The 25,243-nt window shown below is 71.7% G+C and carries 22 protein-coding genes; 17 read left to right on the top strand and 5 right to left on the bottom strand.

Translation table 11 applies throughout. The features are described 5' to 3' along the window. Nucleotides 1-39: 39 nt before the first annotated feature. Genes ACQP04_RS22480 through folP form a run of 4 tightly spaced genes read left to right on the top strand, consistent with a single transcriptional unit; the run spans nucleotide 40 to nucleotide 4,893 of the window. Complete coding sequence (locus tag ACQP04_RS22480) at nucleotides 40-2,508, top strand: GcvT family protein (RefSeq protein ID WP_433502535.1); 2,469 nt, start codon at nucleotides 40-42, stop codon at nucleotides 2,506-2,508. A 20-nt stretch (nucleotides 2,509-2,528) separates the two neighbouring features. After that, nucleotides 2,529-3,149, top strand: coding sequence for a cyclodeaminase/cyclohydrolase family protein (locus ACQP04_RS22475; RefSeq protein WP_433502534.1), 621 nt, complete (start codon nucleotides 2,529-2,531; stop codon nucleotides 3,147-3,149). Then, nucleotides 3,146-4,018, top strand: coding sequence for a bifunctional 5,10-methylenetetrahydrofolate dehydrogenase/5,10-methenyltetrahydrofolate cyclohydrolase (locus tag ACQP04_RS22470; RefSeq protein WP_433502533.1), 873 nt, complete (start codon nucleotides 3,146-3,148; stop codon nucleotides 4,016-4,018). The genes ACQP04_RS22475 and ACQP04_RS22470 overlap by 4 nt, the downstream gene beginning before the upstream one ends. 59 nt (nucleotides 4,019-4,077) lie before the next feature. Then, nucleotides 4,078-4,893, top strand: a complete 816-nt coding sequence (gene folP / locus ACQP04_RS22465; protein ID WP_433508420.1) for a dihydropteroate synthase — start codon at nucleotides 4,078-4,080, stop codon at nucleotides 4,891-4,893. 21 nt (nucleotides 4,894-4,914) lie between these two features. On the opposite strand, the gene ACQP04_RS22460 is transcribed toward folP, so the two are convergent. Further along, nucleotides 4,915-5,580, bottom strand: coding sequence for a GntR family transcriptional regulator (locus ACQP04_RS22460; protein ID WP_433502532.1), 666 nt, complete (start codon nucleotides 5,578-5,580; stop codon nucleotides 4,915-4,917). Between the two features lie 142 nt (nucleotides 5,581-5,722). Here ACQP04_RS22460 and ACQP04_RS22455 point away from each other — a divergent pair, with 142 nt between their 5' ends. Together ACQP04_RS22455 and purU are read left to right on the top strand one after the other, a co-directional pair. Further along, nucleotides 5,723-7,096 carry an L-serine ammonia-lyase gene (locus ACQP04_RS22455; RefSeq protein ID WP_433502531.1) on the top strand — a complete coding sequence of 458 codons (1,374 nt, stop codon included), beginning with the start codon at nucleotides 5,723-5,725 and terminating at the stop codon, nucleotides 7,094-7,096. Nucleotides 7,097-7,101: 5 nt separating this feature from the next. After that, entirely contained in the window at nucleotides 7,102-7,965 is an 864-nt protein-coding gene (gene purU / locus ACQP04_RS22450; protein WP_433508419.1) for a formyltetrahydrofolate deformylase, read from the top strand. Between the two features lie 147 nt (nucleotides 7,966-8,112). Here purU and ACQP04_RS22445 read toward each other — a convergent pair whose 3' ends face one another. The 3 genes from ACQP04_RS22445 to ACQP04_RS22435 all read right to left on the bottom strand — a co-directional run bounded on the left by ACQP04_RS22445 (nucleotide 8,113) and on the right by ACQP04_RS22435 (nucleotide 11,619). Beyond that, nucleotides 8,113-9,213 carry an S-(hydroxymethyl)mycothiol dehydrogenase gene (locus tag ACQP04_RS22445; RefSeq protein ID WP_433502530.1) on the bottom strand — a complete coding sequence of 367 codons (1,101 nt, stop codon included), beginning with the start codon at nucleotides 9,211-9,213 and terminating at the stop codon, nucleotides 8,113-8,115. Between the two features lie 39 nt (nucleotides 9,214-9,252). After that, a complete protein-coding gene (locus tag ACQP04_RS22440; RefSeq protein ID WP_433502529.1) occupies nucleotides 9,253-10,701 on the bottom strand; it encodes an MFS transporter in 1,449 nt (482 codons plus the stop codon). Nucleotides 10,702-10,842: 141 nt separating this feature from the next. Continuing rightward, nucleotides 10,843-11,619 (bottom strand): IclR family transcriptional regulator, encoded by a 777-nt coding sequence (locus tag ACQP04_RS22435; RefSeq protein WP_433502528.1) that lies wholly within the window; start codon nucleotides 11,617-11,619, stop codon nucleotides 10,843-10,845. A gap of 122 nt (nucleotides 11,620-11,741) precedes the next feature. Here ACQP04_RS22435 and ACQP04_RS22430 point away from each other — a divergent pair, with 122 nt between their 5' ends. The 9 genes from ACQP04_RS22430 (at nucleotide 11,742) to ACQP04_RS22390 (ending at nucleotide 21,837) form a co-directional block, all read left to right on the top strand. Beyond that, nucleotides 11,742-12,104: a bifunctional 3-phenylpropionate/cinnamic acid dioxygenase ferredoxin subunit gene (locus tag ACQP04_RS22430; protein ID WP_433502527.1), complete on the top strand. Its 363-nt coding sequence runs from the start codon at nucleotides 11,742-11,744 to the stop codon at nucleotides 12,102-12,104. Continuing rightward, nucleotides 12,104-13,279 carry an NAD(P)/FAD-dependent oxidoreductase gene (locus ACQP04_RS22425; protein ID WP_433502526.1) on the top strand — a complete coding sequence of 392 codons (1,176 nt, stop codon included), beginning with the start codon at nucleotides 12,104-12,106 and terminating at the stop codon, nucleotides 13,277-13,279. The genes ACQP04_RS22430 and ACQP04_RS22425 overlap by 1 nt, the downstream gene beginning before the upstream one ends. Before the next feature lie 37 nt (nucleotides 13,280-13,316). Continuing rightward, on the top strand, nucleotides 13,317-14,453 hold the full coding sequence (locus tag ACQP04_RS22420; protein ID WP_433502525.1) for an aromatic ring-hydroxylating oxygenase subunit alpha: 1,137 nt from the start codon (nucleotides 13,317-13,319) through the stop codon (nucleotides 14,451-14,453). 181 nt (nucleotides 14,454-14,634) lie between these two features. After that, nucleotides 14,635-16,407 carry a BCCT family transporter gene (locus tag ACQP04_RS22415; protein ID WP_433502524.1) on the top strand — a complete coding sequence of 591 codons (1,773 nt, stop codon included), beginning with the start codon at nucleotides 14,635-14,637 and terminating at the stop codon, nucleotides 16,405-16,407. A gap of 91 nt (nucleotides 16,408-16,498) precedes the next feature. Continuing rightward, nucleotides 16,499-17,284: an alpha/beta fold hydrolase gene (locus ACQP04_RS22410; RefSeq protein ID WP_433502523.1), complete on the top strand. Its 786-nt coding sequence runs from the start codon at nucleotides 16,499-16,501 to the stop codon at nucleotides 17,282-17,284. A 189-nt stretch (nucleotides 17,285-17,473) separates the two neighbouring features. Beyond that, nucleotides 17,474-17,848 (top strand): PEP-utilizing enzyme, encoded by a 375-nt coding sequence (locus ACQP04_RS22405; protein ID WP_433502522.1) that lies wholly within the window; start codon nucleotides 17,474-17,476, stop codon nucleotides 17,846-17,848. After that, the gene (locus ACQP04_RS22400; RefSeq protein WP_433502521.1) at nucleotides 17,845-19,041 is read left to right on the top strand and encodes a hypothetical protein; all 1,197 of its coding nucleotides are present in this window, start codon (nucleotides 17,845-17,847) and stop codon (nucleotides 19,039-19,041) included. The genes ACQP04_RS22405 and ACQP04_RS22400 overlap by 4 nt, the downstream gene beginning before the upstream one ends. Nucleotides 19,042-19,043: 2 nt before the next feature. Next, a complete protein-coding gene (locus tag ACQP04_RS22395) occupies nucleotides 19,044-20,684 on the top strand; it encodes a PEP-utilizing enzyme (protein ID WP_433502520.1) in 1,641 nt (546 codons plus the stop codon). Between the two features lie 7 nt (nucleotides 20,685-20,691). Next, nucleotides 20,692-21,837 carry a hypothetical protein gene (locus ACQP04_RS22390; protein ID WP_433502519.1) on the top strand — a complete coding sequence of 382 codons (1,146 nt, stop codon included), beginning with the start codon at nucleotides 20,692-20,694 and terminating at the stop codon, nucleotides 21,835-21,837. A 141-nt stretch (nucleotides 21,838-21,978) separates the two neighbouring features. Here the strand turns inward: ACQP04_RS22390 and ACQP04_RS22385 are convergent, their stop codons facing one another. Continuing rightward, entirely contained in the window at nucleotides 21,979-22,719 is a 741-nt protein-coding gene (locus tag ACQP04_RS22385; protein ID WP_433502518.1) for a response regulator transcription factor, read from the bottom strand. Nucleotides 22,720-22,946: 227 nt separating this feature from the next. Between ACQP04_RS22385 and ACQP04_RS22380 the strand changes: the two genes are divergently transcribed. Both ACQP04_RS22380 and ACQP04_RS22375 read left to right on the top strand, forming a co-directional pair. Then, nucleotides 22,947-23,657, top strand: coding sequence for a PEP-utilizing enzyme (locus tag ACQP04_RS22380; protein WP_433502517.1), 711 nt, complete (start codon nucleotides 22,947-22,949; stop codon nucleotides 23,655-23,657). A 1-nt stretch (nucleotide 23,658) separates the two neighbouring features. Next, entirely contained in the window at nucleotides 23,659-25,203 is a 1,545-nt protein-coding gene (locus ACQP04_RS22375) for a hypothetical protein (protein ID WP_433502516.1), read from the top strand. Nucleotides 25,204-25,243 lie beyond the last annotated feature (40 nt).

The following is a 25,243-nucleotide window of genomic DNA, read 5'->3' as shown; positions in this document are numbered from 1 at the left end:
CGCGGTCGTCGACGACCGCCACGTGAGGAGAGACCCAGCATGAGCACCACCCCCCGCGTCGTCATCATCGGAGCCGGGATCGTCGGGGCGAACCTGGCCGACGAGCTCACCCAGCGCGGCTGGGACCAGGTCACCGTCCTGGACCAGGGGCCGCTGCCGCTGACCGGCGGCTCGACCTCGCACGCGCCCGGCCTCGTCTACCAGACCACCGCGTCGAAGACGATGACCGCGTTCGCCACCTACACCGTCGAGAAGTTCCGCTCCCTGGACGTCGACGGGGCGTGGTGCTTCAACCAGGTCGGCGGGCTGGAGGTCGCCACCACCCCGGAGCGGCTGGCCGACCTGCACCGCAAGCAGGGCTGGGCCACGTCGTGGGGGGTGCCCGGCGAGGTCGTCGGGCCCGAGGAGTGCGTGCGGCTGCACCCGCTGCTCGACCGGGACCAGGTGCTGGGCGGCTTCCACACCCCGACCGACGGCCTGGCCAAGGCCGCCCGCGTCGTGGTCGCCGTGGCGCGGCGGGCCGAGGCCCGCGGTGCGGTCTTCCAGGGCTCGACCCGCGTGGTCGGGATCAACCAGTCCGGCGGCCGGGTCACCGGCGTGCGGACCGACAAGGGCGAGGTGCCAGCGGACATCGTGGTGTCCTGCGGCGGCTTCTGGGGCCGGGAGCTCGGGAAGCTGGTCGGGATGCGGGTGCCGCTGCTGCCGCTGGCCCACCAGTACGTGCGGACCGGGCAGGTCGCCGACCTCGTCGGCCGCAACGACGACGTGGTCGAGGCCCGCCTGCCGATCCTGCGCCACCAGGACCGGGACCTGTACTACCGCGAACACAACGACTGCCTCGGCATCGGCTCCTATGCCCACCGCCCGATGCCCGTGCGCATCGGCGACCTCCCCGAGGTCGACGACGACGACATGGGCGAGGCTGCGATGCCGTCGATGCTGCCGTTCACCGAGGAGGACTTCGCGCCCTCGTGGGAGCACAGCAGGCTGCTGCTACCGTCCCTGCGGGACGCGAAGATCGAGACCGGGTTCAACGGGATCTTCTCCTTCACCCCGGACGGCGGCCCGCTGATCGGCGAGTCCCCGGACGTCGCCGGGTTCTGGATCGCCGAGGCCGTCTGGGTGACCCACTCCGCCGGCGTCGCCCGCTCGGTCGCCCAGCTGCTCGTCGACGGCCGCAGCGAGACCGACCTGCACGGCTGCGACGTGGCCCGGTTCGACGAGATCGAGACGACCGACGCCTACGTCGACGAGACCTCCCAGCGGAACTTCGTGGAGATCTACGACGTGGTGCATCCCCTGCAGCCCAAGCTCTCCCCGCGCGACCTGCGGGTCAGCCCGTTCCACGCCCGGCAGAAGGAGCTGGGGGCGTTCTTCCTGGAGGCGCACGCCTGGGAGCGTCCGCACTGGTACGAGGCCAACGCCCCGCTGGTCAAGGAGCTGCCCGCCGAGTGGCAGCCACCGGGCCGCGACACGTGGTCGGCGATGTTCCACTCGCCGATCGCCGCGGTGGAGGCGTGGAAGACCCGCACCGCCGTGGCGCTCTACGACATGACCCCGCTGACCCGCCTCGAGGTCTCCGGGCCCGGGGCGCTTGCGTTCCTGGAGCGGCTGACGACCGGGAAGATGGACAAGTCCGTCGGCTCGGTGACCTACACCCTCGCGCTCGACGAGGCCGGCGGCGTCCGCAGCGACCTCACCGTCGCCCGCCTCGGTGAGGACCTCTTCCAGGTCGGCGCCAACGGGCACCTCGACCTCGACCACTTCCGCCGGCACGCCCCGGCCGACCACAGCGTGCAGGTCCGGGACATCACCGGTGGCACCTGCTGCATCGGGGTGTGGGGGCCGCTGGCCCGCGACCTGGTCCAGCCGCTGAGCGCCGACGACTTCTCGAACGAGGGGCTGAGGTACTTCCGCGCGAAGGCCGCGCGCATCGCCGGCATCCCGGTCACCGCGATGCGGCTGTCGTACGTCGGTGAGCTGGGCTGGGAGATCTACACCAGCGCCGAGTACGGGCAGAAGCTGTGGGACGTGCTGTGGGAGGCCGGGCGTCCCCTCGGGGCCGTCGCCGCCGGCCGCGCCGCGTTCAACAGCCTGCGGCTGGAGAAGGGCTACCGCGCCTGGGGCACCGACATGACCACCGAGCACAACCCGTACGAGGCCGGGGTGGGCTTCGCGCTGCGCCCGCAGAAGGGCGAGTTCGTCGGCCGCGCCGCGCTCGAGGGCGTCTCCGCCGACACCGTCACCCGCCGGCTCACCTGCCTCACCGTCGACGACGGCCGCAGCGTCGTGCTGGGCCACGAGCCGGTGTTCCTCGACGGCCGGCCGGCGGGCTACGTCACCTCCGCCGCGTTCGGGCACACCGTCGGGACGCCGGTCGCCTACGCCTGGCTGCCCGCCGTCGAGGTCGGCACGCCCGTGGAGATCCAGTACTTCGGCCGCCGGGTGCGCGCGACCGTGGCCGCCGAGCCGCTGGTCGACCCCGACATGACCCGCATCCGCCGCTGACCGCCCGAGGACGGAACCCCATGCGCACCGACACCCTCGACGAGTTCCTCCAGGCCCTCGCCGCCCGCGTCCCGGCACCCGGCGGCGGCGCGAGCGCCGCGCTGCACGCCGCACAGGCCGCGGCCCTCGTCGGCATGGTCGCCCGCTACAGCGACGGCCCGAAACTCGTCGACCACGCCGCCGTCGTCACCGCCGTCCGCGACGACTCCGACGCGTGCCGCCTGCGCGCGCTGGACCTCGCCGAACAGGACACCGCCGTGTTCGGCGCGGTCGCCGGCGCCAACGGGCTGCCGCGCTCGACCCCGCAGGAGATGGCCGCCCGGTCCCTGGCGATCGCGGCCGCCCTGATCGAGGCGGGGCGCGTTCCCGCCCAGGTCGTCGCCCTGGCCGAGCGGATCCTCGGCCTGGCCGAGCGGTTGCTCCCGGTCGGCAACCCGAACGTCGTCAGCGACGTGGCGGCGGCCGCGGACGCCGCCCGCGCGGCGGCGTCCACCGCCCGCGTCAACGTCGAGATCAACCTCGCCGGCATCACCGATGCCGCCGCGCGCACGGAGCTCACCGCCGCCCTCGGCGGGGTCGACGACCTCCTCACCCGCGCCGACAAGGTCACCGCCGCCGTCCGGGAGCAGATCCTCCGATGACCTCCACCCTCACGGCCGTTCTCGACGGGACGGAACTCGCCCGCGAGATCCGTACCTACGCCGCCGCGGCCGCCGCCGAGCTCACGGCCTCCGGGACCCCGCCGCGGCTGGCGGTCGTGGTCGCCACCGACGACGAGTCCAGCGCCTGGTACGTCCGCTCGATCGCCGGGGCCGCGGCCCGGACCGGGATCCGGTGCGAGATCGTCGACCTCGGGCCGGACGTCGGCCCGGAGCGGATCCGCGCCGCGCTGCGCACCCTCAGCGCGGACGCCGCCGTCCACGGGATCGTGCTGCAGACCCCGTTGCCGCCGGACGCGAGCAGCGAGGACCTGGCCGACGCGATCGACCCCGACAAGGACGTGGACGGCGCCAACCCGCTCTCGCTGGGCCGTCTCGCCGCTGGCCTGCCGGCCTTCGCCCCCGCGACCGCCGCCGCGGTCCTCGCGCTGCTCGACCACCACGGGATCCCGCTGAGCGGGCGCAAGGCCACCGTGGTCGGGCGGTCCACCGTCGTGGGCAAGCCCGCCGCCCAGCTGCTGCTGCAGCGCGATGCGACCGTCACGATCTGCCACCGCCACACCAAGGACCTCGCCGAGCTCACCCGTCCGGCCGAGGTGCTGGTGGTCGCGGTCGGCCGGGCCGGGCTGATCACCGCCGAGCACGTGGCCCCGGACGCGGTCGTGATCGACGTGGGCACCAACCCCACGCCGGACGGCGCCCTGGTGGGCGACGTCGACGAGGCCTCGGTCGCCGGCCGGGTCGCCGGCCTCACGCCGGTCCCCGGAGGGGTGGGTCCGGTCACCACGGCGTTGCTGCTGGAGCACACGGTCCGGTCCGCGGCCCGGACGCGGGCGGAGGAGAACCCGTGACGACGACCCTAGCTCGGCCACCGCTCGCGGCCGTCCCCTCGGGTGCCCACCGGCCGGGCGTGACCGACCTGCTGCGGCGCCTGCACGGACCGGACCCGCTGGTCTGCGGGATCCTCAACGTCACCCCGGACTCGTTCTCCGACGGCGGTGCCTTCGGTGACCGCGCGGCCGCGGTGGCCCACGGGCTGCGGCTCGTGGCCGAGGGCGCCGACCTCGTCGACGTCGGCGGTGAGTCCACCCGGCCGGGCTCGCGCTCGCCCGGCGTGGCCGAGGAGCTGGACCGGGTGGTTCCCGTGATCGAGGAGCTGGCGGCCCGGATCTCCGTGCCGATCTCGGTGGACACGTCCCGGCCGGAGGTCATGGCCGCGGCGGTCCGGGCCGGTGCCACCGTGATCAACGACGTCCGTGCGCTGGGGAACCCGGGTGCCCTCGAGGCGGCGGCCCGGCTGCGGGTGCCGGTCTGCCTGACACACATGCCGAAGCCGCCCCACCTCATGCAGCGCGACCCGAGCTACGTCGACGTCGTGGGGGAGGTGCGGGAGTTCCTGCTGGAGCGGACGGACGCCTGCGCGCGGGCGGGCATCCCGCGCGAGTACGTGATCGTCGATCCCGGGTTCGGCTTCGGCAAGACCCTCGACCACAACCTCGCGCTGCTCGGCTCCCTGCGGGCCTTCACCGAGCTGGGCGCCCCGGTCATGGTGGGACTGTCCCGCAAGGCGATGCTCGGCAGGATCACCGGCCGGCCGGTGGACCGGCGTCAGGCGGCGTCCGTGACGGCCGCGGTGCTGGCCGTGCAGCGCGGCGCGCAGGTGGTGCGGGTGCACGACGTGGCCGCGACCGTGGACGCCCTGGCGATCCTCGACGCCCTGGGATGAGCGGGATGGGCTGAGCAGGCGTCAGATGATCGCCCGGACGGCCTTCTCGAAGCCGAGGACGTGCTCGCGGGCCAGATGCTCGGCCGCCGGGCCGTCCTGGCCGGCGATCGCGCGCAGGAGCCCGACGTGCTCGCCGACGTGCCGGTCGAACTCCGGCATCCGGTCCAGGAAGAGGCAGAAGATCCGGGTCGCGAGGTTGTTGTAGCGCACCAGGGTGTCCTCGAGGTGGGGGTTGCCCCCTGCGTGGTAGATCGCGCGGTGCACGCGCAGGTCCCAGCGCATCAGCTCGCTGCGCCCGAGCGTGCGGACGTCGAGCTGCTCGGTGTCGTCCGCCAGCCGGGACAGCTCGGTGCGCAGAGCGGTCCCGGCGGTCTCGGCCGCCCGGCGCGCGGCGAGTGGCTCGAGCTGCTCGCGGATCTCCGAGATGTACGCGAGGTCGGTGATGTCCACGCCGGTCGCGAACGTGCCGCGGCGAGGGTAGGAGATCACGAGCCGGTCCAGCTCCAGGCGCTTGAGCGCCTCGCGCACCGGGGTGCGGCCGACGCCGATCGTGCGCACCAGCTCGGCGTCGTCGAGCGGGGCCATCGGCGGGATCTCAAGCATGATCAGCCGGTCCTGGATCGCGGCGTAGGCGCGGTCGGCGAGCGACAGCGAGCTCTGCTCGATGTCCTGGGGCGCAGCGGTCACGATCTCAGTCTAGGCACCTGACATGCGGGTGGCGAACTCGCCGAACTCATCAGTGATACCTCTTGTCCAATACTGATATACCAATCTAGTATCTGGGTTCCCGACGACGTGACCCGCGCCGACCCCGACTGGAGGAGCGCGCATGACCATCTCGGTGTTCGACCTGTTCAAGGTTGGTATCGGACCGTCGAGCTCGCACACCGTCGGACCGATGCGGGCGGCGTACCTGTTCGTCACCCGGCTCCGCGAGTCCGGCGACCTCGCACGCGTGGCGGCGGTCCGCTGCGAGCTGTTCGGCTCGCTGGGGGCCACCGGCCACGGGCACGGCTCGGTCAAGGCGGTGGTCCTCGGGCTGGCGGGGGAGCAGCCGCACCTCGTCGACCCGGTCGCCGCCGATCCCGCGGTGCAGGCGGTGCGCACCGAGGGCCGGCTTGTGCTCGGCGGCGAGCACAAGATCGAGTTCTCGGTCGACGACGACATCGTCCTGCACCGGCGGCACAGGCTGGACTTCCACTCCAACGGCATGGTCTTCGCGGCGTTCGACGCCGACGGCGCCGAGCTCGACCGCCGCGAGTACTACTCCGTCGGCGGCGGCTTCGTCCTCGACGGGGATGACGCCGGCCGCCCGGTCCTGGTCGAGGACCCGACGCCGGTGCGGTACCCGTTCACCACCGGGGACGGGCTGCTCGCGCTCACCCGGGAGACCGGGCTGCGGATCAGCGACCTCATGTTGGCCAACGAGCTGTCCTGGCGCAGCGAGGGGGAGGTCCGTGCCGGGCTGCTGCACATCTGGTCGGTGATGCGCGAGTGCGTCGAGCGCGGCACCCACACCGCCGGCGTCCTGCCCGGCGGGCTCCGGGTCCGCCGGCGGGCGGCCGCGCTGCGGGCGCGGCTGGAGTCCGACGCCGACGAGACCGACGCCCTGCACGCCATGGAGTGGGTCACCCTCGCCGCGCTCGCGGTCAACGAGGAGAACGCCGCGGGCGGGCGCGTCGTCACCGCACCGACCAACGGTGCCGCCGGGATCGTGCCCGCGGTGCTGCACTATGCGGCGCGCTTCCTGCCGGGGTTCCACGACGACGCCGTGGTGCGGTTCCTGCTCACCGCCGGCGCCGTGGGCCTGCTGTTCAAGGAGAACGCCTCGATCTCCGGGGCCGAGGTCGGCTGCCAGGGCGAGGTCGGCTCGGCCTGCGCCATGGCCGCGGGAGGGCTCGCCGAGATCCTCGGCGGCACCCCGGAGCAGGTGGAGAACGCCGCCGAGATCGGCATCGAGCACAACCTCGGGCTGACCTGCGACCCCGTCGGCGGGCTGGTGCAGATCCCGTGCATCGAGCGCAACGCCGTGGCCTCGGTCAAGGCCATCACCGCCGCCCGGATGGCCGTGCGCGGCGACGGCGCCCACCACGTCTCGCTCGACAAGGCGATCAAGACCATGCGCGAGACCGGCGCGGACATGAAGGACAAGTACAAGGAGACAGCCCGAGGTGGGCTGGCCCTCAACGTCGTGGAGTGCTGATCGACATGCTGGAGACCCCCGTGACCCGCTCGTTCACCCTCACCCTGAGCTGCCCGAACCGCACCGGCATCGTCCGGGCCGTCAGCGCCTACCTGTTCGAGCACGGCTGCGACATCAGCGAGTACCAGCAGTTCGACGACTCGGTGCGGTCCCGGCTGTTCCTGCGCACCAGGGTCACCGCGGACGCCGGCGTCGACCTCGACGCCATGGCCCGCGGCTTCGAGCCCGTCGCCGCGGACTTCGGGATGGACTTCACGTTCTCGCCGGCCGAGCCCGTGCGGATCCTGGTGATGGTGTCCAAGCTCGGGCACTGCCTCAACGACCTGATCTTCCGCTGGCGGGCCGGCAGCCTCGGCGCCGAGATCGTCGCGGTGGTGTCCAACCACGAGGACCTGCGCCCGATGGCCGAGGCCGCCGGGCTGCCGTACGTCCACGTCCCGGTCACCCCGGAGACCAAGCCCGAGGCCGAGGCCCGGCTGCTTCAGCTCGTCGACGAGTACGAGGCCGAGCTCGTCGTGCTGGCCCGGTACATGCAGGTCCTGTCCGACCAGACCTGCAAGGCCCTGCACGGGCGGGCGATCAACATCCACCACTCGTTCCTGCCCGGGTTCAAGGGCGCCAAGCCCTACCACCAGGCCTACGACCGCGGGGTCAAGCTCGTCGGGGCCACGGCCCACTACGTCACGCCGGACCTCGACGAGGGGCCGATCATCGAGCAGGAGGTCATCCGCATCGACCACACCTACGACCCGGCGGCCCTGCAGACGGTCGGCCGTGACGCCGAGGCCCTGGCGCTGTCGCGGGCCGTGCGCTGGCACTGCGAGCGGCGGGTCCTGCTGAGCGGGCACAGCACCGTCGTCTTCCGGTGACGGTCCGGGCGCTCAGCGGCACGACTCTCGCCGCGCCGCAACGCTTCCGCCACTCGGACGCGACCACGGGTCCCGTGACCTGCCGGTGAGTGGCGATAGTCGCTCTGGCGACTATCGCCACTCACGAGGTGGCAAAGGCCTCGACGGTCAGTCCCGCGGCCCGAACACGACGACGGAGCGCAGGACGTCGCCGTGGTGCATCTTCTCGAAGGCGGTCTCGATGTCGTCGAGGCCGATCTCCTCGGAGACGAACTTCTCCAGCGGCAGCCGGCCCTGCAGGTGCAGGTCGACCAGGTAGGGGAAGTCCCGGGAGGGCAGGCAGTCGCCGTACCAGGAGGACTTGAGCGCGCCGCCGCGGCCGAAGTACTCGATCAGCGGCAGCTCGGGGGCCTTCAGGTCCGGGGTCGGGACGCCGACCAGCACGACGGTGCCGGCCAGGTCGCGGGCGAGGAAGGCCTGCTTCCAGGTCTCCGGGCGACCGACCGCGTCGACGACGACGTCGGCGCCGAACCCGTCGGTGGCGGCCTGGATGGCCTCGACGGCGTCGGTCTCGCGGGCGTTGACGGTGTGGGTGGCGCCGAAGCCGCGGGCCCACTCCAGCTTCCGGTCGTCGGTGTCCACGGCGATGATCGTGGTGGCGCCGGCCAGGGTGGCCCCGGCGATCGCGGCGTCGCCGACGCCGCCGCAGCCGATGACCGCGATCGAGTCGCCGCGGCCGATGCCGCCGGTGTTGATCGCGGCACCGATGCCGGCCATCACCCCGCAGCCGAGCAGGCCGGCGACCTGCGGGGTCACGGCCGGGTTGACCTTGGTGCACTGCCCGGCGGCGACCAGGGTCTTCTCGCAGAACGCGCCGATGCCCAGGGCCGGGGACAGCTCCTGGCCGGACTTCAGCGTCATCTTCTGTGTCGCGTTGTGGGTGTTGAAGCAGTACCAGGGCTTGCCCTTGCGGCAGGCCCGGCACTGGCCACAGACCGCGCGCCAGTTGAGGATCACGAAGTCCCCCGGGGCGACGTCGGTGACGCCCTCGCCGACGGACTCCACGATCCCGGCGGCCTCGTGGCCGAGCAGGAACGGGAACTCGTCGTTGATCCCGCCCTCCCGGTAGTGCAGGTCGGTGTGGCAGACCCCGCACGCCTGGATCTTCACGACCGCCTCGCCGGGACCGGGGTCCGGGACCACGATCGTCTCGACGGAGACCGGCTTGCCCTTCTCGAGGGCGACCACCCCACGGACCTTCTGCGACAACTCGGTACTCCACTTCGTGGTCGGGGAAGAGGTCTCATCTCAGCCCCGGCGTTCGGACCGGGGTGGGTTCTCGAGGGGCACGCCGTCCGGCGAGAGGACGGGTGCGGGGAGGTCGGCGCTGGACCGCAGCGGCGCGGCCCCCGCGAGCGGCCGGCCGGCCGACTCACGCAGGAACCACGTACTGACGAGCCCGACGACGCCGGCTCCGACGAGGTAGTAGCCGGGCCAGTCGAGGTTGCCGGTGGCGGCGACGGCAGCACCGATCGCCGTGGGTGCCGTCCCGGCGAACGCCGAGACGAACACGTTGAAGACGATCGCCAGGCTCCCGTACCGGATCAGCGTCGGGAACAGCGCCGGCAGGGTCGACGGCGTCACCGCGGCGAAGCAGAGCAACGTCGCACCCATGATGAGGAGGCCGGCGATCTGCCCGGCCAGGCCGTGGCGAAGCAGCCAGACGGCGGGCAGCCCCAGCACGACGAGCGCCGCGCTCCCGGCGAACAGGATCGGCTTGCGGCCGATCCGGTCGCTCAGCCGGCCCACCGGAAGGATCACGTACAGCATCAGCAGCATGACGACGACCTGCAGTCCGGTGGACAGCGCCTCGCTCGTCCCGCTCTCGCCGAACCGCGGCAACGTGCCGGTCAGATAGGTCGGCACGTAGTTCGTCAGCACGTAGTTCGTGACGTTCCAGGCGACGACGAGCCCTGCCCCGACCAGCGCCGCGGAGCGGTACCGGGTGACCAGGATCTGGAAGGCCCGGCGCGGGGACATCGTCGAGATCGCGGGCGAGCGCTCCAGGAGCTGGCGGAACGCGGGCGTCTCCTCCAACCGCATCCGCAGGTAGATGCCGGTGATCCCGAGCGGGAGCGCCAGCATGAACGGCAACCGCCAGCCCCACGACAGCAGGTCGTCCGAGGGCAGCAGCGCGATGAGGACGGCCGAGGTGCCCGCGCCCAGGGTGTAGCCGACCAGGGTGCCGAACTCCAGCCAGCTGCCGAAGAAGCCGCGGCGCCGGTCAGGGGAGTACTCGGCGACCAGGGTGAGCGCGCCCGTGTACTCGCCGCCCGCGGAGAAGCCCTGCAGCATGCGGATGACCAGCACGAGCAGCGGAGCCGCGACGCCGATCGTCGCGTGGCTGGGGACCAGGCCGAGCAGGACCGTCGCGACGGCCATCATCAGGACGGTGGCCGACAGGACCTTCGTCCGGCCGATCCGGTCCCCGAGCGGGCCGAACACCAGACCGCCGAGCGGGCGGACCAGGAACGCCGCCGCGAACGCCCCGAGGGTGAGGACGGGGGCCCAGTCGCCGGCGTCGGGGAAGAAGACCCGGTCGAGCGCCACGGCGGCCAGGTAGGAGTAGATGCCGAAGTCGTACCACTCGGCGACGTTGCCGACCGCGGCCGCCTTCGTCGCGCGACGGACCGTCGTCTCGTCCTCGATGACGGGCGGTCCGACCGAGACGAACCGGTCCTCGGGCACACCGCTCATGACATCCCTCCTCGGCACGGGACACAGGGCACGGACGGACAGCGACGCAACATGAACAGCCTTGATCGTCGGGGTAGGTGCCTGATATATCTATCGACCGTAAGAGATGTGTCACATGCGGTCAACCCTCCACCCCGGAACTCAGGGGCCGACGAGGTCCCTGAGCCGCGCGGTGATCGTCGCGGCCGCGTGGGTGAGGGCGCGCGCGGCCGACGGGAAGTCGGCGGGGTCGAGCGCGCCGCTGCGCCCGGACACGCTGAGGGTCCCGGCGAGCTGTCCGCTCGCCCCGTGCAGCCCGACGGCGACCGCGTTCAGGTCGGCCTCGAGCTCGCCGTGCGTCGCGGCCCACCCGCGCTCCCGCACCTCGTCGAGGTCGGCGAGGAGCGCGGCGCGGTCGACCAGCGTGTGCTCGGTGAAGCAGGTACGGGGCCTGTCGAGCGCCTCCTGCAGCGCCTCGGCGCCGAAGCCGGCGAGCAGCACCTTGCCGCCGGCCGTCGCGTAGAGCGGCGACCGCAACCCGATCCAGTTCCGGTCGGTGGGCGGCTCCTGCACCACGACCGTCGCGTGCGAGCCCTCCAGCACGCTGACGCTCACCGTGCCGGACAGCTCGGCGGCCAGCCGTGCGCAGACCGGCTTGCTCTCCGCGGCGATGTCGAGCTGGGCCGCGGTCGCCCCGGCGAGTCGCACGATCCCGAACCCGAGCCGGTACTTGCCGCGGGTGCCGGTGCGCTCGACGAGCCGGTGCTTCTCGAGCGCGGCGAGCAGGCGCGACGCCGTGGACTTGTGGATCCCCAGCTCACGGGCCACTTCGGTGGTGCCGGACGGGCCTCGGCGAGCGAGCAGCGGCAGGATGGCGAGGGCGCGATCGACCGCCTGTGTCGCGGACGGTTGTTCCGCATTGACGTTCTTGTTGCGCATGCTGCAACTCCGGAGCCGGTTGTCGACGAACCTGGCGTCCCCGATTGACGGTGACGGTGAAGGATCTCATCCTCGTGTTGCGAATCGCATGACGTGTTCCGCGATAGGCAACAGGAGCAAGGATGATCTATGTTGGCGCGGCCTCGGACATCCCCGACGGTGAAGCGGCCCGGGTGCAGGGCGAGGTGAGCATCGCCGTCTTCCACGTCGACGGCGTTCTCTACGCGATCGACGACACCTGCACCCACCAGGACGCCTCGCTGTCCGACGGGTGGGTCGAGGGGTGTGCGGTGGAGTGCCCGCTGCACGCGGCCTGCTTCGACCTGCGCACCGGCAGGCCCAGCGGGCCACCGGCCAAGAAGCCCGTCCGCACCCACCGGGTGGTCGTCTCGGACGGGCACGTCTGGGTCGAGGAGTCGGTGGGGATCGAGACCGGGGCCCAGCCCGGCGTTCCCGTCGACGCGGTGGCGGAGGAGGTCGCCTGATGCGCACCGTCACCGTCGTCGGGGCCTCGCTGGCCGGCCTCGCCACCGCCCGCGCCCTGCGCGCCGAGGGGTTCGACGGCCGGATCGTCGTGGTCGGCGACGAGGAACACGCACCCTACGACCGGCCGCCGCTGTCCAAGGAGTTCCTCTCCGGCGCGCTCTCGACCGAGGACCTCGCGCTGACGACCCCCGAGGACGCCGAGCTCGCCGCCGACTGGCGGCTCGGTCACCGGGCCGTCGCGCTCGACACCGCGGAGCGGACCGTCGTGCTCGACGACGGCGAGCGGATCGCCACCGACGGTGTCGTCCTGGCCACCGGGGCCCGCGCCCGGGCCCTGCCGGGACCGGTGCCGGCGGGCGTGCACACGCTGCGCACCCTGGACGACGCGGTCGCCCTGCGGTCCGAGCTGGTCCCGGGCGCGCGGATGATCGTCGTCGGGGCGGGGTTCATCGGGTCGGAGATCGCCTCGACCGCGGCGGGCCTCGGCGTCGAGGTCGACGTCGTCGAGGCCGCGACCGTCCCCCTCGAGCGCCCGCTGGGTGCGGAGATGGGCCGGGTCTGCGCCGGCCTGCACGCCGCCGCGGGCGTGCGGCTGCACACCGGGTGCGGGGTCGCCGAGATCGTCGGGTCGCCCCGCGTGCGCGCGGTCCGGCTGACGGACGGCCGGGAGCTGCCCGCCGACGTCGTCGTGGTCGGGATCGGGGCGATCCCGAACGTCGAGTGGCTCGAGGGCTCGGGCGTGACGCTCGACGACGGGGTCGTGACCGACGCGCAGGGCGCCACGTCGACACCCGGCGTCGTCGCGGTGGGGGACTGCGCGAACGCGCACCGCGGCTACACCGGCTCCATGCTGCGGCTGGAGCACTGGACGAACGCGGTGCAGCAGCCGGTCGGCGCCGTCGCGGCCCTGTTCGGCCGGGTGCACACCCCGGCGCCGCACCACGAGGTGCCGTACTTCTGGTCCGACCAGTACGGACGCCGGATCCAGTTCGCCGGTCACCGCACGCCCGGCTGCCGCGTCGAGGTCCTGGAGGGCGACCCCGCGGAGGCCGACTTCCTCGCCCAGTACGTCGACCCGTCCGGCACGCCGGTCGCCGTGCTCGGCGTCGACCGCCCCCGCTCCTTCGGCCGGATGCGCCGCAGGCTCGGCCGTCGTCCCGCCGCCACCCATTGACCTGCGCCGCCGACCCGCCATCGTTGAAAGGACACCAGTGAGCACCGTCGAGATCCCCGGACAGCAGTCCGCCAGCAGCCTGATCCCGACCCTGCCCGGTTCGCACTACACCGACGCCGCGATCTTCGAGCTCGAGCAGTCGCGGATCTTCCAGACCAGCTGGTTCGCCGCCGCCCGCAGCAGCGACCTCGCCAAGCCCGGCAGCTTCCGGAAGGTCGAGGTCGGCGGGGAGAGCGTGCTGCTCGTCCGCGGGCGGGACCGCGGGGTGCGGGCCTTCCTCAACGTGTGCCGGCACCGCGGCGCCCAGCTCTGTGTCGAGCCCGAGGGCGCGCTCCGCAACAAGATCCAGTGCCCGTACCACGCCTGGACGTACGGCCTCGACGGCGCGCTGATCGCGGCCCCGAACCTGAACTCGATGGCCGACGTGAACCGGGACCGGCTGGGCCTGCACACGGTCTCCCTGCGGGAGTGGCTCGGGACGATCTGGATCTGCCTCGCCGACGAGCCGCCCTCGTTCGCCGACACGGTCGAGGCCGCCGTGACCGCCCGCCTCGGCGACCCCGCCGCGATCGACGGCTGGGCGATCGACACCCTGGCCGTCGGCCGCCGGATCACCTACGACGTCAAGGCGAACTGGAAGCTGATCGTCGAGAACTTCATGGAGTGCTACCACTGCGCGACGATCCACCCGGAGCTCACCGAGGTGCTCCCGGAGTTCGCCGACGGCTACGCCGCCCAGTACTACGTGGGCCACGGGGCCGCATTCGGCGACGACGTCAGCGGCTTCACCGTCGACGGCAGCGCCGGCTTCGAGACGATCGCGGGTGTCGACGCCGACCACGACCGGCGCTACTACGCGATCACCGTGAACCCGCAGGTCTTCATCAACCTGGTGCCCGACCACGTGATCTTCCACCGCATGTACCCCGTGGCGGCCGACCGCACGATCGTCGAGTGCGACTGGCTCTACCCGCAGGAGGTCCTGGACAGCGGGCGCGACCTGGACCGCTCGGTCGAGTTGTTCCACCGCGTCAACCAGCAGGACTTCGACGCCTGCGAGCGCACCCAGCCCGCGATGTCCTCCCGGGCCTACGCCGCCGGCGGCGTGCTGGTGCCCAGCGAGCACCACATCGGCGAGTTCCGCGACTGGGTCGCCGCCGCGATCGGGCACTGACACACCCGCCACACCCACCCACCCATCCGGCCGGCCGGGGCCACCGCCCGGCCGGCCGAACCCGTTCGTGCAGGGGACCGAGCTCGACGCCCGGGGCGCCCGATGCCTCGGACGGTGGTCGACCCGGCCTCCTCCCGCGCGGACGCTGACGCACCGCACTCCCAACGAAGGGACGCAAGCGATGACAGTCAAGGAACCTGCGACCGGGACGGGCACCGGCGCGAGCCCCGACGAGCCGGAGGTCGTCACCACGGCGGGCACGGGCGCGGCCGATCGGCGGCATCCGACCGACCGCGTCGTGTTCGGGGTCGCGGCGCTGCTCGTCCTGGGCTTCATCGTCTGGGGTATCGCCGGGACGGACAGCCTCTCAGCGGTCTCGGGTGCGGTGCTGTCCGGGATCATGGGCGCCGGCGGGTGGTTCTTCATCCTCGCGGCCAGCGGCTTCGTCGTGTTCGCGCTCTGGCTGGCGATCAGCCGCTACGGCCGGATCCCGCTCGGGTGCGACGACGAGCGGCCGGAGTTCCGCACCAGCTCCTGGGTCGCGATGATGTTCTCCGCGGGCATGGGCATCGGGCTGATGTTCTTCGGCGTGGCCGAGCCCCTGTCGTTCTTCACCGAGCCGCCACCGGACACCGCGCCGGCCGGAACCCCGGCGGCGCTCGACGTGGCGATGGCGACCACGCTCTTCCACTGGACCCTGCACCCCTGGGCGATCTACGCCGTCGTCGGCCTGGCGATCGCCTACGGCACCTTCCGCCGCGGCCGCAGCCAGCTCATCTCCGCGGCCTTCGCCCCGCTGCTGGGCACCCGGCGCACCGAGGGCGGGCTCGGCAGGGCGATCGACATCTTCGCGATCTTCGCGACCCTGTTCGGCTCCGCCGCGTCGCTGGGCCTGGGCGCCCTGCAGATCGGCGGCGGGCTCACCGCGCTGGGCTGGATGGACAACCCGGGCACCGGGCTGCTCGTCGCGGTCATCGCGGTGCTCACCGTCGCGTTCATCGCGTCGGCGGTCAGCGGGGTGGCCAAGGGCATCCAGTGGCTCTCCAACATCAACATGGTGCTGGCGGCGTTCCTGGCGTTCTTCGTCTTCGTCGTCGGCCCGACCGTGCTGATCCTCAACCTGCTGCCCGGCAGCATCGGCCACTACCTGGCCGACCTCGCGTCGATGGCCGCCCGGACCGGCGCCGACGGCCCGGCGACGGCCGAGTGGCTGCAGAGCTGGACCGTCTTCTACTGGGCCTGGTGGATCTCCTGGACGCCGTTCGTCGGCATGTTCATCGCCCGCATCAGCCGCGGCCGCACGATCCGGCAGTTCATCGCCGGCGTCATCCTGATCCCCAGCGTGGTCTCGCTGGTCTGGTTCGCGATCTTCGGCGGGGCCGCGATCTCGGCACAGCAGGCCGGGCAGGACCTGGCCTCGGGCGGGCAGGAGGAGAAGCTCTTCGGGCTGCTCCAGTCCTTCCCGCTCGGCACGCTGCTCAGCGTCGTCGCGATGCTGCTCGTCGCGATCTTCTTCGTGTCCGGTGCCGACGCGGCCTCGGTCGTGATGGGCACGATCTCGCAGAAGGGCTCCATCGAGCCCGGCCGCGGCATCGTGATCTTCTGGGGCACGGTGATGGGCGCCATCGCCGCGATCATGCTCATGGTCGGCGGGGACGACGCCCTGACCGGCATCCAGAACATCACGATCATCATGGCCCTGCCGTTCGTGGTCATCATGGTGCTGCTCTGCGTGTCGCTGTGGAAGGATCTGCGCGCCGACCCCCTGATCCGCCGATCGGTGCGCGCGGGGGAGGCCGTCGAACAGGCCGTCGACTACGGCATGAAGGCCCACGCGGGCGACTTCATCCTCAACGTCAAACCGAAGTCGAGGGCCGACGCCGCCGAGCAGGCCGAGGCCCGGGGCGGGCACACCATCCTGCCGGGCGAGCCCGGCCCCACCTTCGGCAACTGAAGCCGACGGCCCCCGCCCGCCGCCCGCCGGAGCTCCGGCGGGCGGCGGTGCGTTGCGCGCAGCCCCCGGGGCGTGGGGCAGGCTGGCGCGCATGACCGACGCGACCGCTCCGGACGGGGCCAAGATCCACGCCGACGTCGTCGGGGCGGGCGAACCGTTGGTGCTGCTGGCGGGGCAGGCCAACTCGCACCACTGGTGGGACCCGATCCGCGCGGACTTCGCCGGGTTCCGCACAATCGCCGTCGACACCCTGGTCACCGGGGCGTCGACGGCACCGTCCGGCGCGGAGTTCAGCACTCGGCGGTTCGCCCGGGACGTGGTCGCCGTGCTGGACGAGCTGGGCGTGGCCCGCGCCCACGTCTACGGGACGTCGATGGGCGGCAAGATCGCGCAGTGGCTGGCGGTCGACCACCCGGGACGGGTCGGCGCGCTGGTCCTGGGCTGCACGACGACCGGCGGACCCGGTGCGCCGGTGGCCGGCAAGGACGTGGTGGGGCCGCTCGCCGGCCCGGCTCCCGCGGCGCAGCGGGCGTTGGCCGAACTGATGTTCACCCCTGCCTGGCTCGCCGCCCACCCCGGCCCGTACTCCGTCCTCGGCGACGACGGGATGTCGCTGCCCGCGCGGCGCGGGCACCGGCGGGCCAGCGCCGACCACGACGCCCGGGAGCAGGTCCACTCGATCACCGCACCGACGCTCGTCGTGCACGGGAGCGAGGACCTGTTCTGCCCCACCGAGAACGGCGAGGAGCTCGCCGAGCGGATCCCGGGCACCGCGGTGCACCTGATCGAGGGCGCGCGGCACGCGTACTTCGAGGAGTTCCGCGAGGAGGCGAGCCCGCTCGTCGTCCGGTTCCTGCGCGACCACCCGCTCAACTGACGCGCCGCCCTCCCGCCGCACACGGGCGTGTCGAGTCAGGCTGTGGCCCGCCCGGACGTCTCTGACGACGCCCGGTGAGTGTCCCCCTAAGTGCACTGGGTCACAGTGATCGTCCCTCCCTACCGTCTCACCAGCGCAGATGCGCTCAGGTCACGAGCGCCCCGGCGTCGGGGCGGGGACGGAGAAGCGATGAGCGGGGAGCTCACGGACGTCGGGACCGGCGTCACCCTCTTCACGGCCGGCGAGGTGCGCGGCACCGCCCGGTGGTTCCACGACACGTCCGACGTCCTGTCGATCGACGACGACGACCTCGAGGAGACGATCGCCTTCGTCAACAAGGGCGGGATGACCTTCCTGTCGCCGATCCTGCCGGACCTGAGGGCGATCGTGTGCACCGCCGGCAGCCGGGAGTCGCACCTGGCGATCCTGTCCCGTGAGTCCGACGTGCCGTGCGTGCTCGCAGCGGAGCTGACCGGGGAGGTCGCGGACGGTGACTCGGTCGTCCTCGACCTCTCCGACGCCGATACGGCCCGCATCGGCGTGGTCGCGGCGGTGACGGCGTGACCGCGCAGCTCACGGCTCCGGAGAACGTCAAGGCGCTCTACACCGACGCCTCCTACGAGCCCACCCTCGAGGAGTGGAACTGGCTCGTGCACGAGGGCGGTGCCGCCTACAAGCGCGAGCTCTCGGCGCGCACCGTGTTCGAGTCCGAGCTGTTCGGCATGAACACCTACATCCTGATGTCGATGATGGAGGACTACCTCCGCGTCCCCGAGCGGCTGCGCGAGATCCGCCGGCACGCCACCCCCGCGGAGCTGGTCCGGCGCGCGCTGCCGATCGGCAGCAAGCGCAGCTTCATCAACCTGGCGGCGATGCCGCTGCACTACCTGACCGGTCGCGAGCTGTTCGTCGACCTCGGCGAGAACTCCCTGTCCGACGGGCTGGAGGACCAGCTCGAGGTCCTGCGGTTCTGGCGCGAGGCCACCATGGCGATGCGCACGGACGGCGTGCTCTACAACATGCACGCCGATCCGCAGGACTCCAGCCACGTCGTCGACGACCGGTTGCTGGCCGAGATCCGGGCGAACCTCATCCCCGCCGACGAGGAGGTGAAGACGGCGATCCGCAAGTTCGGCGCCCGGCTCACCGCCTACGCGTTCCTGGAGAACTGCGACGCCCGCACCGCGGTCTGCGACACCGGTCCGTACCGGCTCGAGGACGGCACCTTCCTCGCCCTGCGCGAGACCTGCGCCGACGGCTCCGGGGACTTCCCCTGGCTCGACGGCATCCGGGAGACGTTGCCCTACCACCACTTCGTCATCGCCTACCGGTTGCCGAACACGGTCCGGATGGACAACAACGTCTGGGGCACGGCCTGGTTCACCCCGAGCGACTACCAGGCCGACATCCTCGAGACCCGGGTCTTCTGCACCGACGGCGACATGCTGCGCCCCCTCGGCCTCGCGGAGATCGACGAGGCCACGAAGGCGATCCGGAAGGCGCACCGGGCGCTCTACCAGCGGCTCGCGGAGACCGACCCGGAGGAGCGCAACCTCTACGCGACCCAGATGTACGCGTGGAAGACCAAGCCGTGGGCCCGGCTCGCCGGGTGCTACGACGAGATCGACTGGACGGTCACGCCGCGGCTCGCCGAGTCCTACCAGAAGTTCTCCGATCCGGATCTCGCCCTGCAGCTGATCGGCGGGATCTTCGTGCCGCAGGACCGGGACAGCTGTTTCCGGCCGTTGGGAGGCTGAGCATGTCCGTCATCGGTAAGGGCACACCGTCCTACACCTTCACCCGCACCACCGGCCGCGTCCGGAACTTCCGGTCGCCGCAGGACGTCATCGAGTCCCTCGACACCGACCTCGAGTCGACGATCGCGCTGGTCGCGTCGGGCGGGACCACGTTCCTCTCGCCGATCCTCGGCCGGCTGGGCGGGATCGTGTGCCTCGACGGGACGCTCCGGTCCCACCTCGCGATCGTGTCCCGCGAGTTCGAGGTGCCGTGCCTCGTCGGGACCGACCTGACCGGCGAGCTCGCGGACGGCACCGAGATCGTCCTCGACATCGACGACGGGGCGGGCGTCGTCCGGGCGGGGGCCGAGCCGGACAGCACCGCGCCCGCGCAGGACGTCAGCGCCGCCTGGTGGTCGTACGTCCGGCGCGTCGGCGACGAGATCGCCGTCAAGGACTTCGACGTGCAGGTCACGCCGGAGGCCCTCGACGCGCTGCTCGCCGAGGAGCTGACCGACGACCGGCTCGACGACCTGGTCCAGCACATGGGCCGCGCGTTCAAGCCGGAGATGACCCGGCGCTCCGGCTTCACCTCCGAGCTGTTCCCGATGCTGCCGTACATGTCCCTGTCGGTGATCGAGGACTTCCACAGCTACGCCGAGCGGATCGCGGTGATCGACGCCGCGGTCCCGGCCGAGGAGCTCGGCCGTCGGCTGCGGGAGGGCCCGAACCGGGTGAGCCCGCTGTGGATCTGGATGATCGGCTACCACTACCTGTGCGGCCGGGAGTGCCTGATCCACATGGGCAAGCTGGGCCGGGAGGAGCGGCGGGAGGAGATCCGCACCGTCGTGGACTTCTGGCGCCGCCTCACGCTGGCACACCGGGGCGACGGCACCCTCGACTACAAGGACGCCGGCTTCACCAACCGCTACCTGCCCCAGCCCGTGGTCGACGAGCTCGCCGACGCGGGGACCGTGCTCGACCCGGCGGCGTCGAAGACCCTCAAGCGGCTCAACGCCACCGTCTCCGGCTACTCGTTCCTCTACTTCTGCGACTCCCGCGTGGGCATCTGCGACTCCGGCCCCTACCCGCGGCGCGGGGCGGCGGCGCGCCGGACGATCGTGCGGGACTACCTCTCGCTCGGCCCGAGCGCGTGGGCCTACCCGTGGGCCGAGGACCTCGAGCCGCCGTTCGCGGGCCTGACCATGACGCTGACGTTCGATCCCGCCTCCTTCCGCGAGTTCGAGATCAACGACTGGGGCACGACCTTCACCGAGCCGGACCAGCTGCTGGCGTCGGTGACGGAGGCGGCCGTGTTCGGGTACCGCGCGGACGGCTCCCGGGAGCTGCTGCCGCCGGAGACCTGGCCGGAGGTCGCCGCAGCGATCAGCAAGCAGCACATGACGCTATACCAGCGCTTCGCGGCGATGGACCGGCGGGAGCGGATCTTCGCCGCGACCCGCATGTACACCTCGGGCCTGCGCCCGTTCGCGGCCCTGGCCGGGGTCACCGACTCGATCGACTGGTCGATCTCGGACGACACGCTGGCCCTGTACCCGGAGCCGTTCGACGACGACGACCAGGCCGCTGCGATCTTCGGGACCGCGCTGGTGGCCAACGACATGCCGGGCTCGTTCTCGCCGGTGCACAGTCGGGACAGCTAGGAGAGTCATGCGCCAGTCGATGCAGATCCTCACCGCGGCCGACGAGCTGCTGTGCCACCAGACCCCGGAGACGTTCGCGACGATCGCCCACGCGGACATCTCCTGGACCGAGAAGCTGTGGGGCTCGCTCTTCGCCCGCGACGGGTCGCTGCAGGTCGACGTGGGTCTGGGCAAGTACCACAACCGCAACGTGATCGACATGTTCGCCGGAATCTCCCGGGGGAAGGAGCAGCTGACCGTCCGGGCCAGCCGGCAGCTCGACCTCGACCCGGAGCGGGTCGGCGTGGGGCCGCTGGACTACGAGGTCCTCGAACCGCTGAAGAAGGTGCGGTTCGTGCTGCGGGAGAACCACATGCTCCCGATCCGGTTCGACCTCACCGTCACCGGCGTGCTGCCGCCCTTCCTCGAACGCAAGGACGCGCAGCGCGAGCCGCACGGCTTCCGCATCCAGTCCGACCTGCTGCGGTACCACCAGTCGTCGACCGTCAGCGGCGCCGTGTGGATCGACGGCGAGAAGATCGAGGTGCGCGACGAGGAGTGGTTCGGCTTCCGCGACCACTCGTGGGGCGTGCGGATGGACGTGGGCGAGCCGGCGCCGGACGTGTTCAAGCCGCAGCGGCTGGAGCAGGACTTCCTCCTGACTTGGAGCCCGATGTACCTGCGCCGGCCCGACGGCTCGCACTACGAGATCCACCACTACCACCAGGCAGTGGACCACGAGACGACCTACTTCTCCGGGTTCGTCAACGAGGCGGACGGACGTCAGGTCCCGCTCAACGGCATGGTGGACGAGCTGAAGTTCGACCCGGTCAACCGGAGGTTGCTGGGCGGCAAGATGATCTTCGACGCAGGCTGGGGCGCGACCCGGACCGTGGAGATCGAGCCGATCAGCGACACTGGCTTCCACCTCGGCACCGGGCTCTACTTCGGGTTCAAGGGGCACCGGCACGGCCAGTGGCACGGCCCGCAGCACATCGACGGCGAGCGCTACGCCGACGTGTCGGCCCGGGAGACCGTCGAGGAGGTCCACCAGCTCCGCGACTGCGTGATCCGCGTCCGCGAGGGCGAGGCCGTGGGGTACGGGATCTTCGAGTCCATGGTGATCGGCGAGCACCCCCGGTACGGCCTGACCCGGGAGAGCTCGTTCCTGTAGTCCGCTCCCGGCGCTCTGAGCCCGTCATGGAGCCATGACGGGCTCAGAGTCGTGTCCGAATCGCGTCATGGAACCATAATGCGCTCGGAGCCGCGTCGAAATCGCGTTGTGGAACCACAATGCGAGGTGAGGCGGGGTCGGTCAGCGCGAGCGGGCGAGCAGGGCCAGCTCCATGCGGGACTGGCAGCCCGTGGCGGCCAGGATCCGGCTCACGTACTTCTTCACGCTGCCCTCGGCGAGCGAGAGGGTCTCGGCGATGTCGGCGTTCGAGAGGCCCTCCGCGACCAGCTGCACCACCTGCCGCTGCCGCTCGGACAGCCCGGCCAGCGCGGCCTTGGGGCGGGACACCGGCAGGCTGCGGGCGATGGCCGACAGCTGGCGGCTGAGCAGCCGCAGCGTGGCGAGCTCGGCGGGCCCGAGCTTGTCCGCCCGCGGATCGAACATGCCGACGAGCGCGGTGTGCCCGCCCGGGAGCTCCAGCCGCAGCGCGGCCGCGCACTCCATGCCCCACGTCGCGTGCAGGAAGTGCCGCACGTAGGCCTCGGCGGAGGCGGGGAGGGTGCCCCGCGCCTGCAGCTCGCTCAGCGACGCCAGCCCGCTCGACACGAGCTGGCGCATGGCCATCGGCGTGCCGAAGATGTCGTGGCGCGACCACCGCTCCTGGTACTCCGGGAGCATCCGGGCGGTGTTGCCCTCGGTCAGCGGCGACAGATCGCCGAACACGTTGTGGAAGGTCGCCCCGGCGAAGAACGAGACGTGCTGGAGCGCGAAATGGCTGCTCAGCGCGCCGACCATCTGCTCCTTGAAATCCGGGAGCGAGGCTGCGGTGTCGCAGCACTCCAGCACGTCGAAGGCCCGTTCGTAATCGGCCTTGCGCAGCACAGGACGAGTCTGGCGCCGAGGGGACCGGGGAGTCGTCGCTGACGCCTGACTGTCCACCAACGTGGACTGGGTCACAACGCTCACGGTACCTACCTTTCCACCTCGTGAACAGCAGGGGATCCGATGGGGTGAGGGCCCGGATCCGCCGCCGGTGGCTCACCCGCCGCCACGCCCTCGACGGTTCCGCTCACAGTGAGGTGACGATGTCCGAATCCCGCGATGGCACGGTGGCTGCGCAGACCCCACCGAAATGGGGGGCCACCGAGATGCTCCCGCTCCCGGCCCGGTTCAACGGGGCGGTCCGCGCGTTGGCCGCGAAGCGCTTCGCGGCGACCGACGCGGACTGGAAGGACGTGGTGTTCGACCGCCAGTTCGACCTGTTCTCGCTGGCCGACGCCCGCGCGATCGAGCAAGAGGCGCTCGACTCCGGCTACCGCTTCGACTTCTCGGCGACGGTGTCGCTGGAGTCGGAGCCGGACAAGTACAAGCGGCCGGAGAAGGCCGCGTCGTCCTTCGCCGAGGGGCCGTCGGCCGACGGCCGCCGTCAGGTCGGCGTCGGCGACAACGTCCTGCGCAAGGCCGAGACGGTCACGGGCCCGGTCGCCCTGATCTCGACCACCGAGCAGGTCATGGGCTTCCTGGCCGACGGGGTGCCGGCCGGCACCATCGCCGTGATCGACGACTCCGGCGGCACGCTCACCGCGCCGATCATCGAGGGCTTCGCGGGCGTGATCTGCCTCGGCGGCTCGGTCCGCTCCCACCTCGGGATCCTGGCCCGCGAGTACGACGTGCCGACGCTCATGAACTGCACGATCGACACCCTGCGCGACGGCGACGTCGTCGAGATCGAGGTGACGGCGGCCCCGCCGGCGGCCGACGCGTACGAGACCGGCGACACCGGGCACGCCCGGATCTGGATCCTGGAGAAGGGCGCCTGAGATGGGAACCGAGCTGACCTACGCCAAGCTGCTGGAGAGCAACAACTACCTGCGGCAGCTCTCCGACACGACCTACTGGCTGTGCATCACGCGCACGGTCCAGGAGTCGAAGCTCTTCCCGATGAACCCGTACATGCTGCTCAGCTACCTGAACAGCTTCTACCGGCTGCCGACGCTGCTGCGCGAGATCGACTCCGTGACGCCGGCGGAGGAGCTCGGCGACCGGGCCCGCGAGGTCAGCCTCAAGGTCGACACGGTGAACGCGGCCTGGGGGATGCCCGCCTTCTACCTCATCGGGCGCGAGATGCTCATGAACTGGGGCCTGCTCGGCCCCGCCGACGCGGTCGACGACGTCGTGGACGTCCTGGACTTCTCCCGCCGGTTCAACCTCGCCTACCACCGCAACGACGGACACCTGACGAACAAGGAGTTCGGCGACCGCTCCCAGTTCCTGCCGGAGCGGACCCTGCAGGTGTTCGAGGCCGACCTGCACGGCGTGACGCCGGGGGACCGGCTGCACACCGCGGCCACGAAGCTGATCGCGCAGCTGTCGCAGTACGCCTTCCTCGCCCACTGCGAGTGCCGGATCGGGATCCACAACTCGGGTCCCTACAACTTCGGCGACAACCGGCAGATGATCGTCCGGGACTTCTTCGAGCTGACCGAGGGCGACTACCCCTGGCTCGACGGGATCGCGACGCAGCTGCCTCATCCGAACCTGACGATCCCGATTGTCTTCCAGGACACGAACTTCCACCTGATGGACGACTGGGCCTCGTTCGAGGCCGAGCCGAGCTACGCCGCCGCGAACATCGCCGCGGTCGGCATGTACACCTCGGACGCGCTCACCGACGGCTACGTGCCGGTCGGGATGGAGAACGCCGAGGTCCTCGCCGAGACCATGGAGCAGTACCGCGAGATCCTGAACCAGGCCACTGCGGACCTGTGGAAGCGGATCGCCACCTGGACCCGCGAGCAGATGATCGACGCCGGTGCCCTGGTGTACTCGTCGGTCGCGAAGGACTTCGCGCACCTCGCGGGCACCTACCGGCAGTCGGACTGGTTCAAGCTCGACGACCGGGTGCAGCGCTTCAAGCCGCTGATGAACGACGAGTACGGCCGCGACAACCTCGGCGAGATGGTGGGGCTGCTCGGGTTCCCGCACCAGAAGACCAACGAGTACACGATGGCCCGCTACTCCGGGCTGAACCAGAACATGCTGACCGGCATCCCGTACTCGGTCCTGACCGACGACGATTTCGCCCGGACCGCGGGCTCCGCCCTGTCGGGCTCGTCGAGCCTGCCGGTCAAGGCCGGGCTGTGGACCACGAGCGCCGGCCGCCTCGAGCTCGACGAGTACAACCGCCGGGCCCGGGAGTTCACCCCGGCCGTCCTGACCGGCGGCAACCGTTACCTCGACGAGGAGTGGGTCAAGCGCAACCACACCTCCGAGCGCGCGGACGCCCTCTACAAGCTCGCCCAGCGCGGCAGCCGCACCCTCGAGGGCCGCGGGGCCGGGCTGCGCCGGGCCGACCTGCAGGGCTGACCGGACGGCGGCCGGTCGCGGTGTCCCACCGCCGCGACCG

Source organism: Pseudonocardia halophobica, assembly GCF_050948485.1.
Classification (GTDB): domain Bacteria; phylum Actinomycetota; class Actinomycetes; order Mycobacteriales; family Pseudonocardiaceae; genus Pseudonocardia; species Pseudonocardia halophobica.
This window is presented reverse-complemented; position numbering and strand designations above follow the sequence as displayed.

Coding starts and splice junctions, on each gene's coding strand:
- ACQP04_RS22395 (WP_433502520.1), top strand. CDS start 19,044: ATGTCCGTCATCGGTAAGGGCACACCGTCCTACACCTTCACCCGCACC.
- ACQP04_RS22375 (WP_433502516.1), top strand. CDS start 23,659: ATGGGAACCGAGCTGACCTACGCCAAGCTGCTGGAGAGCAACAACTAC.
- ACQP04_RS22455 (WP_433502531.1), top strand. CDS start 5,723: ATGACCATCTCGGTGTTCGACCTGTTCAAGGTTGGTATCGGACCGTCG.
- ACQP04_RS22390 (WP_433502519.1), top strand. CDS start 20,692: ATGCGCCAGTCGATGCAGATCCTCACCGCGGCCGACGAGCTGCTGTGC.
- ACQP04_RS22475 (WP_433502534.1), top strand. CDS start 2,529: ATGCGCACCGACACCCTCGACGAGTTCCTCCAGGCCCTCGCCGCCCGC.
- ACQP04_RS22405 (WP_433502522.1), top strand. CDS start 17,474: ATGAGCGGGGAGCTCACGGACGTCGGGACCGGCGTCACCCTCTTCACG.
- ACQP04_RS22440 (WP_433502529.1), bottom strand. CDS start 10,701: ATGAGCGGTGTGCCCGAGGACCGGTTCGTCTCGGTCGGACCGCCCGTC.
- ACQP04_RS22470 (WP_433502533.1), top strand. CDS start 3,146: ATGACCTCCACCCTCACGGCCGTTCTCGACGGGACGGAACTCGCCCGC.
- purU (WP_433508419.1), top strand. CDS start 7,102: ATGCTGGAGACCCCCGTGACCCGCTCGTTCACCCTCACCCTGAGCTGC.
- ACQP04_RS22415 (WP_433502524.1), top strand. CDS start 14,635: ATGACAGTCAAGGAACCTGCGACCGGGACGGGCACCGGCGCGAGCCCC.
- ACQP04_RS22410 (WP_433502523.1), top strand. CDS start 16,499: ATGACCGACGCGACCGCTCCGGACGGGGCCAAGATCCACGCCGACGTC.
- ACQP04_RS22425 (WP_433502526.1), top strand. CDS start 12,104: ATGCGCACCGTCACCGTCGTCGGGGCCTCGCTGGCCGGCCTCGCCACC.
- ACQP04_RS22480 (WP_433502535.1), top strand. CDS start 40: ATGAGCACCACCCCCCGCGTCGTCATCATCGGAGCCGGGATCGTCGGG.
- ACQP04_RS22435 (WP_433502528.1), bottom strand. CDS start 11,619: ATGCGCAACAAGAACGTCAATGCGGAACAACCGTCCGCGACACAGGCG.
- ACQP04_RS22430 (WP_433502527.1), top strand. CDS start 11,742: ATGATCTATGTTGGCGCGGCCTCGGACATCCCCGACGGTGAAGCGGCC.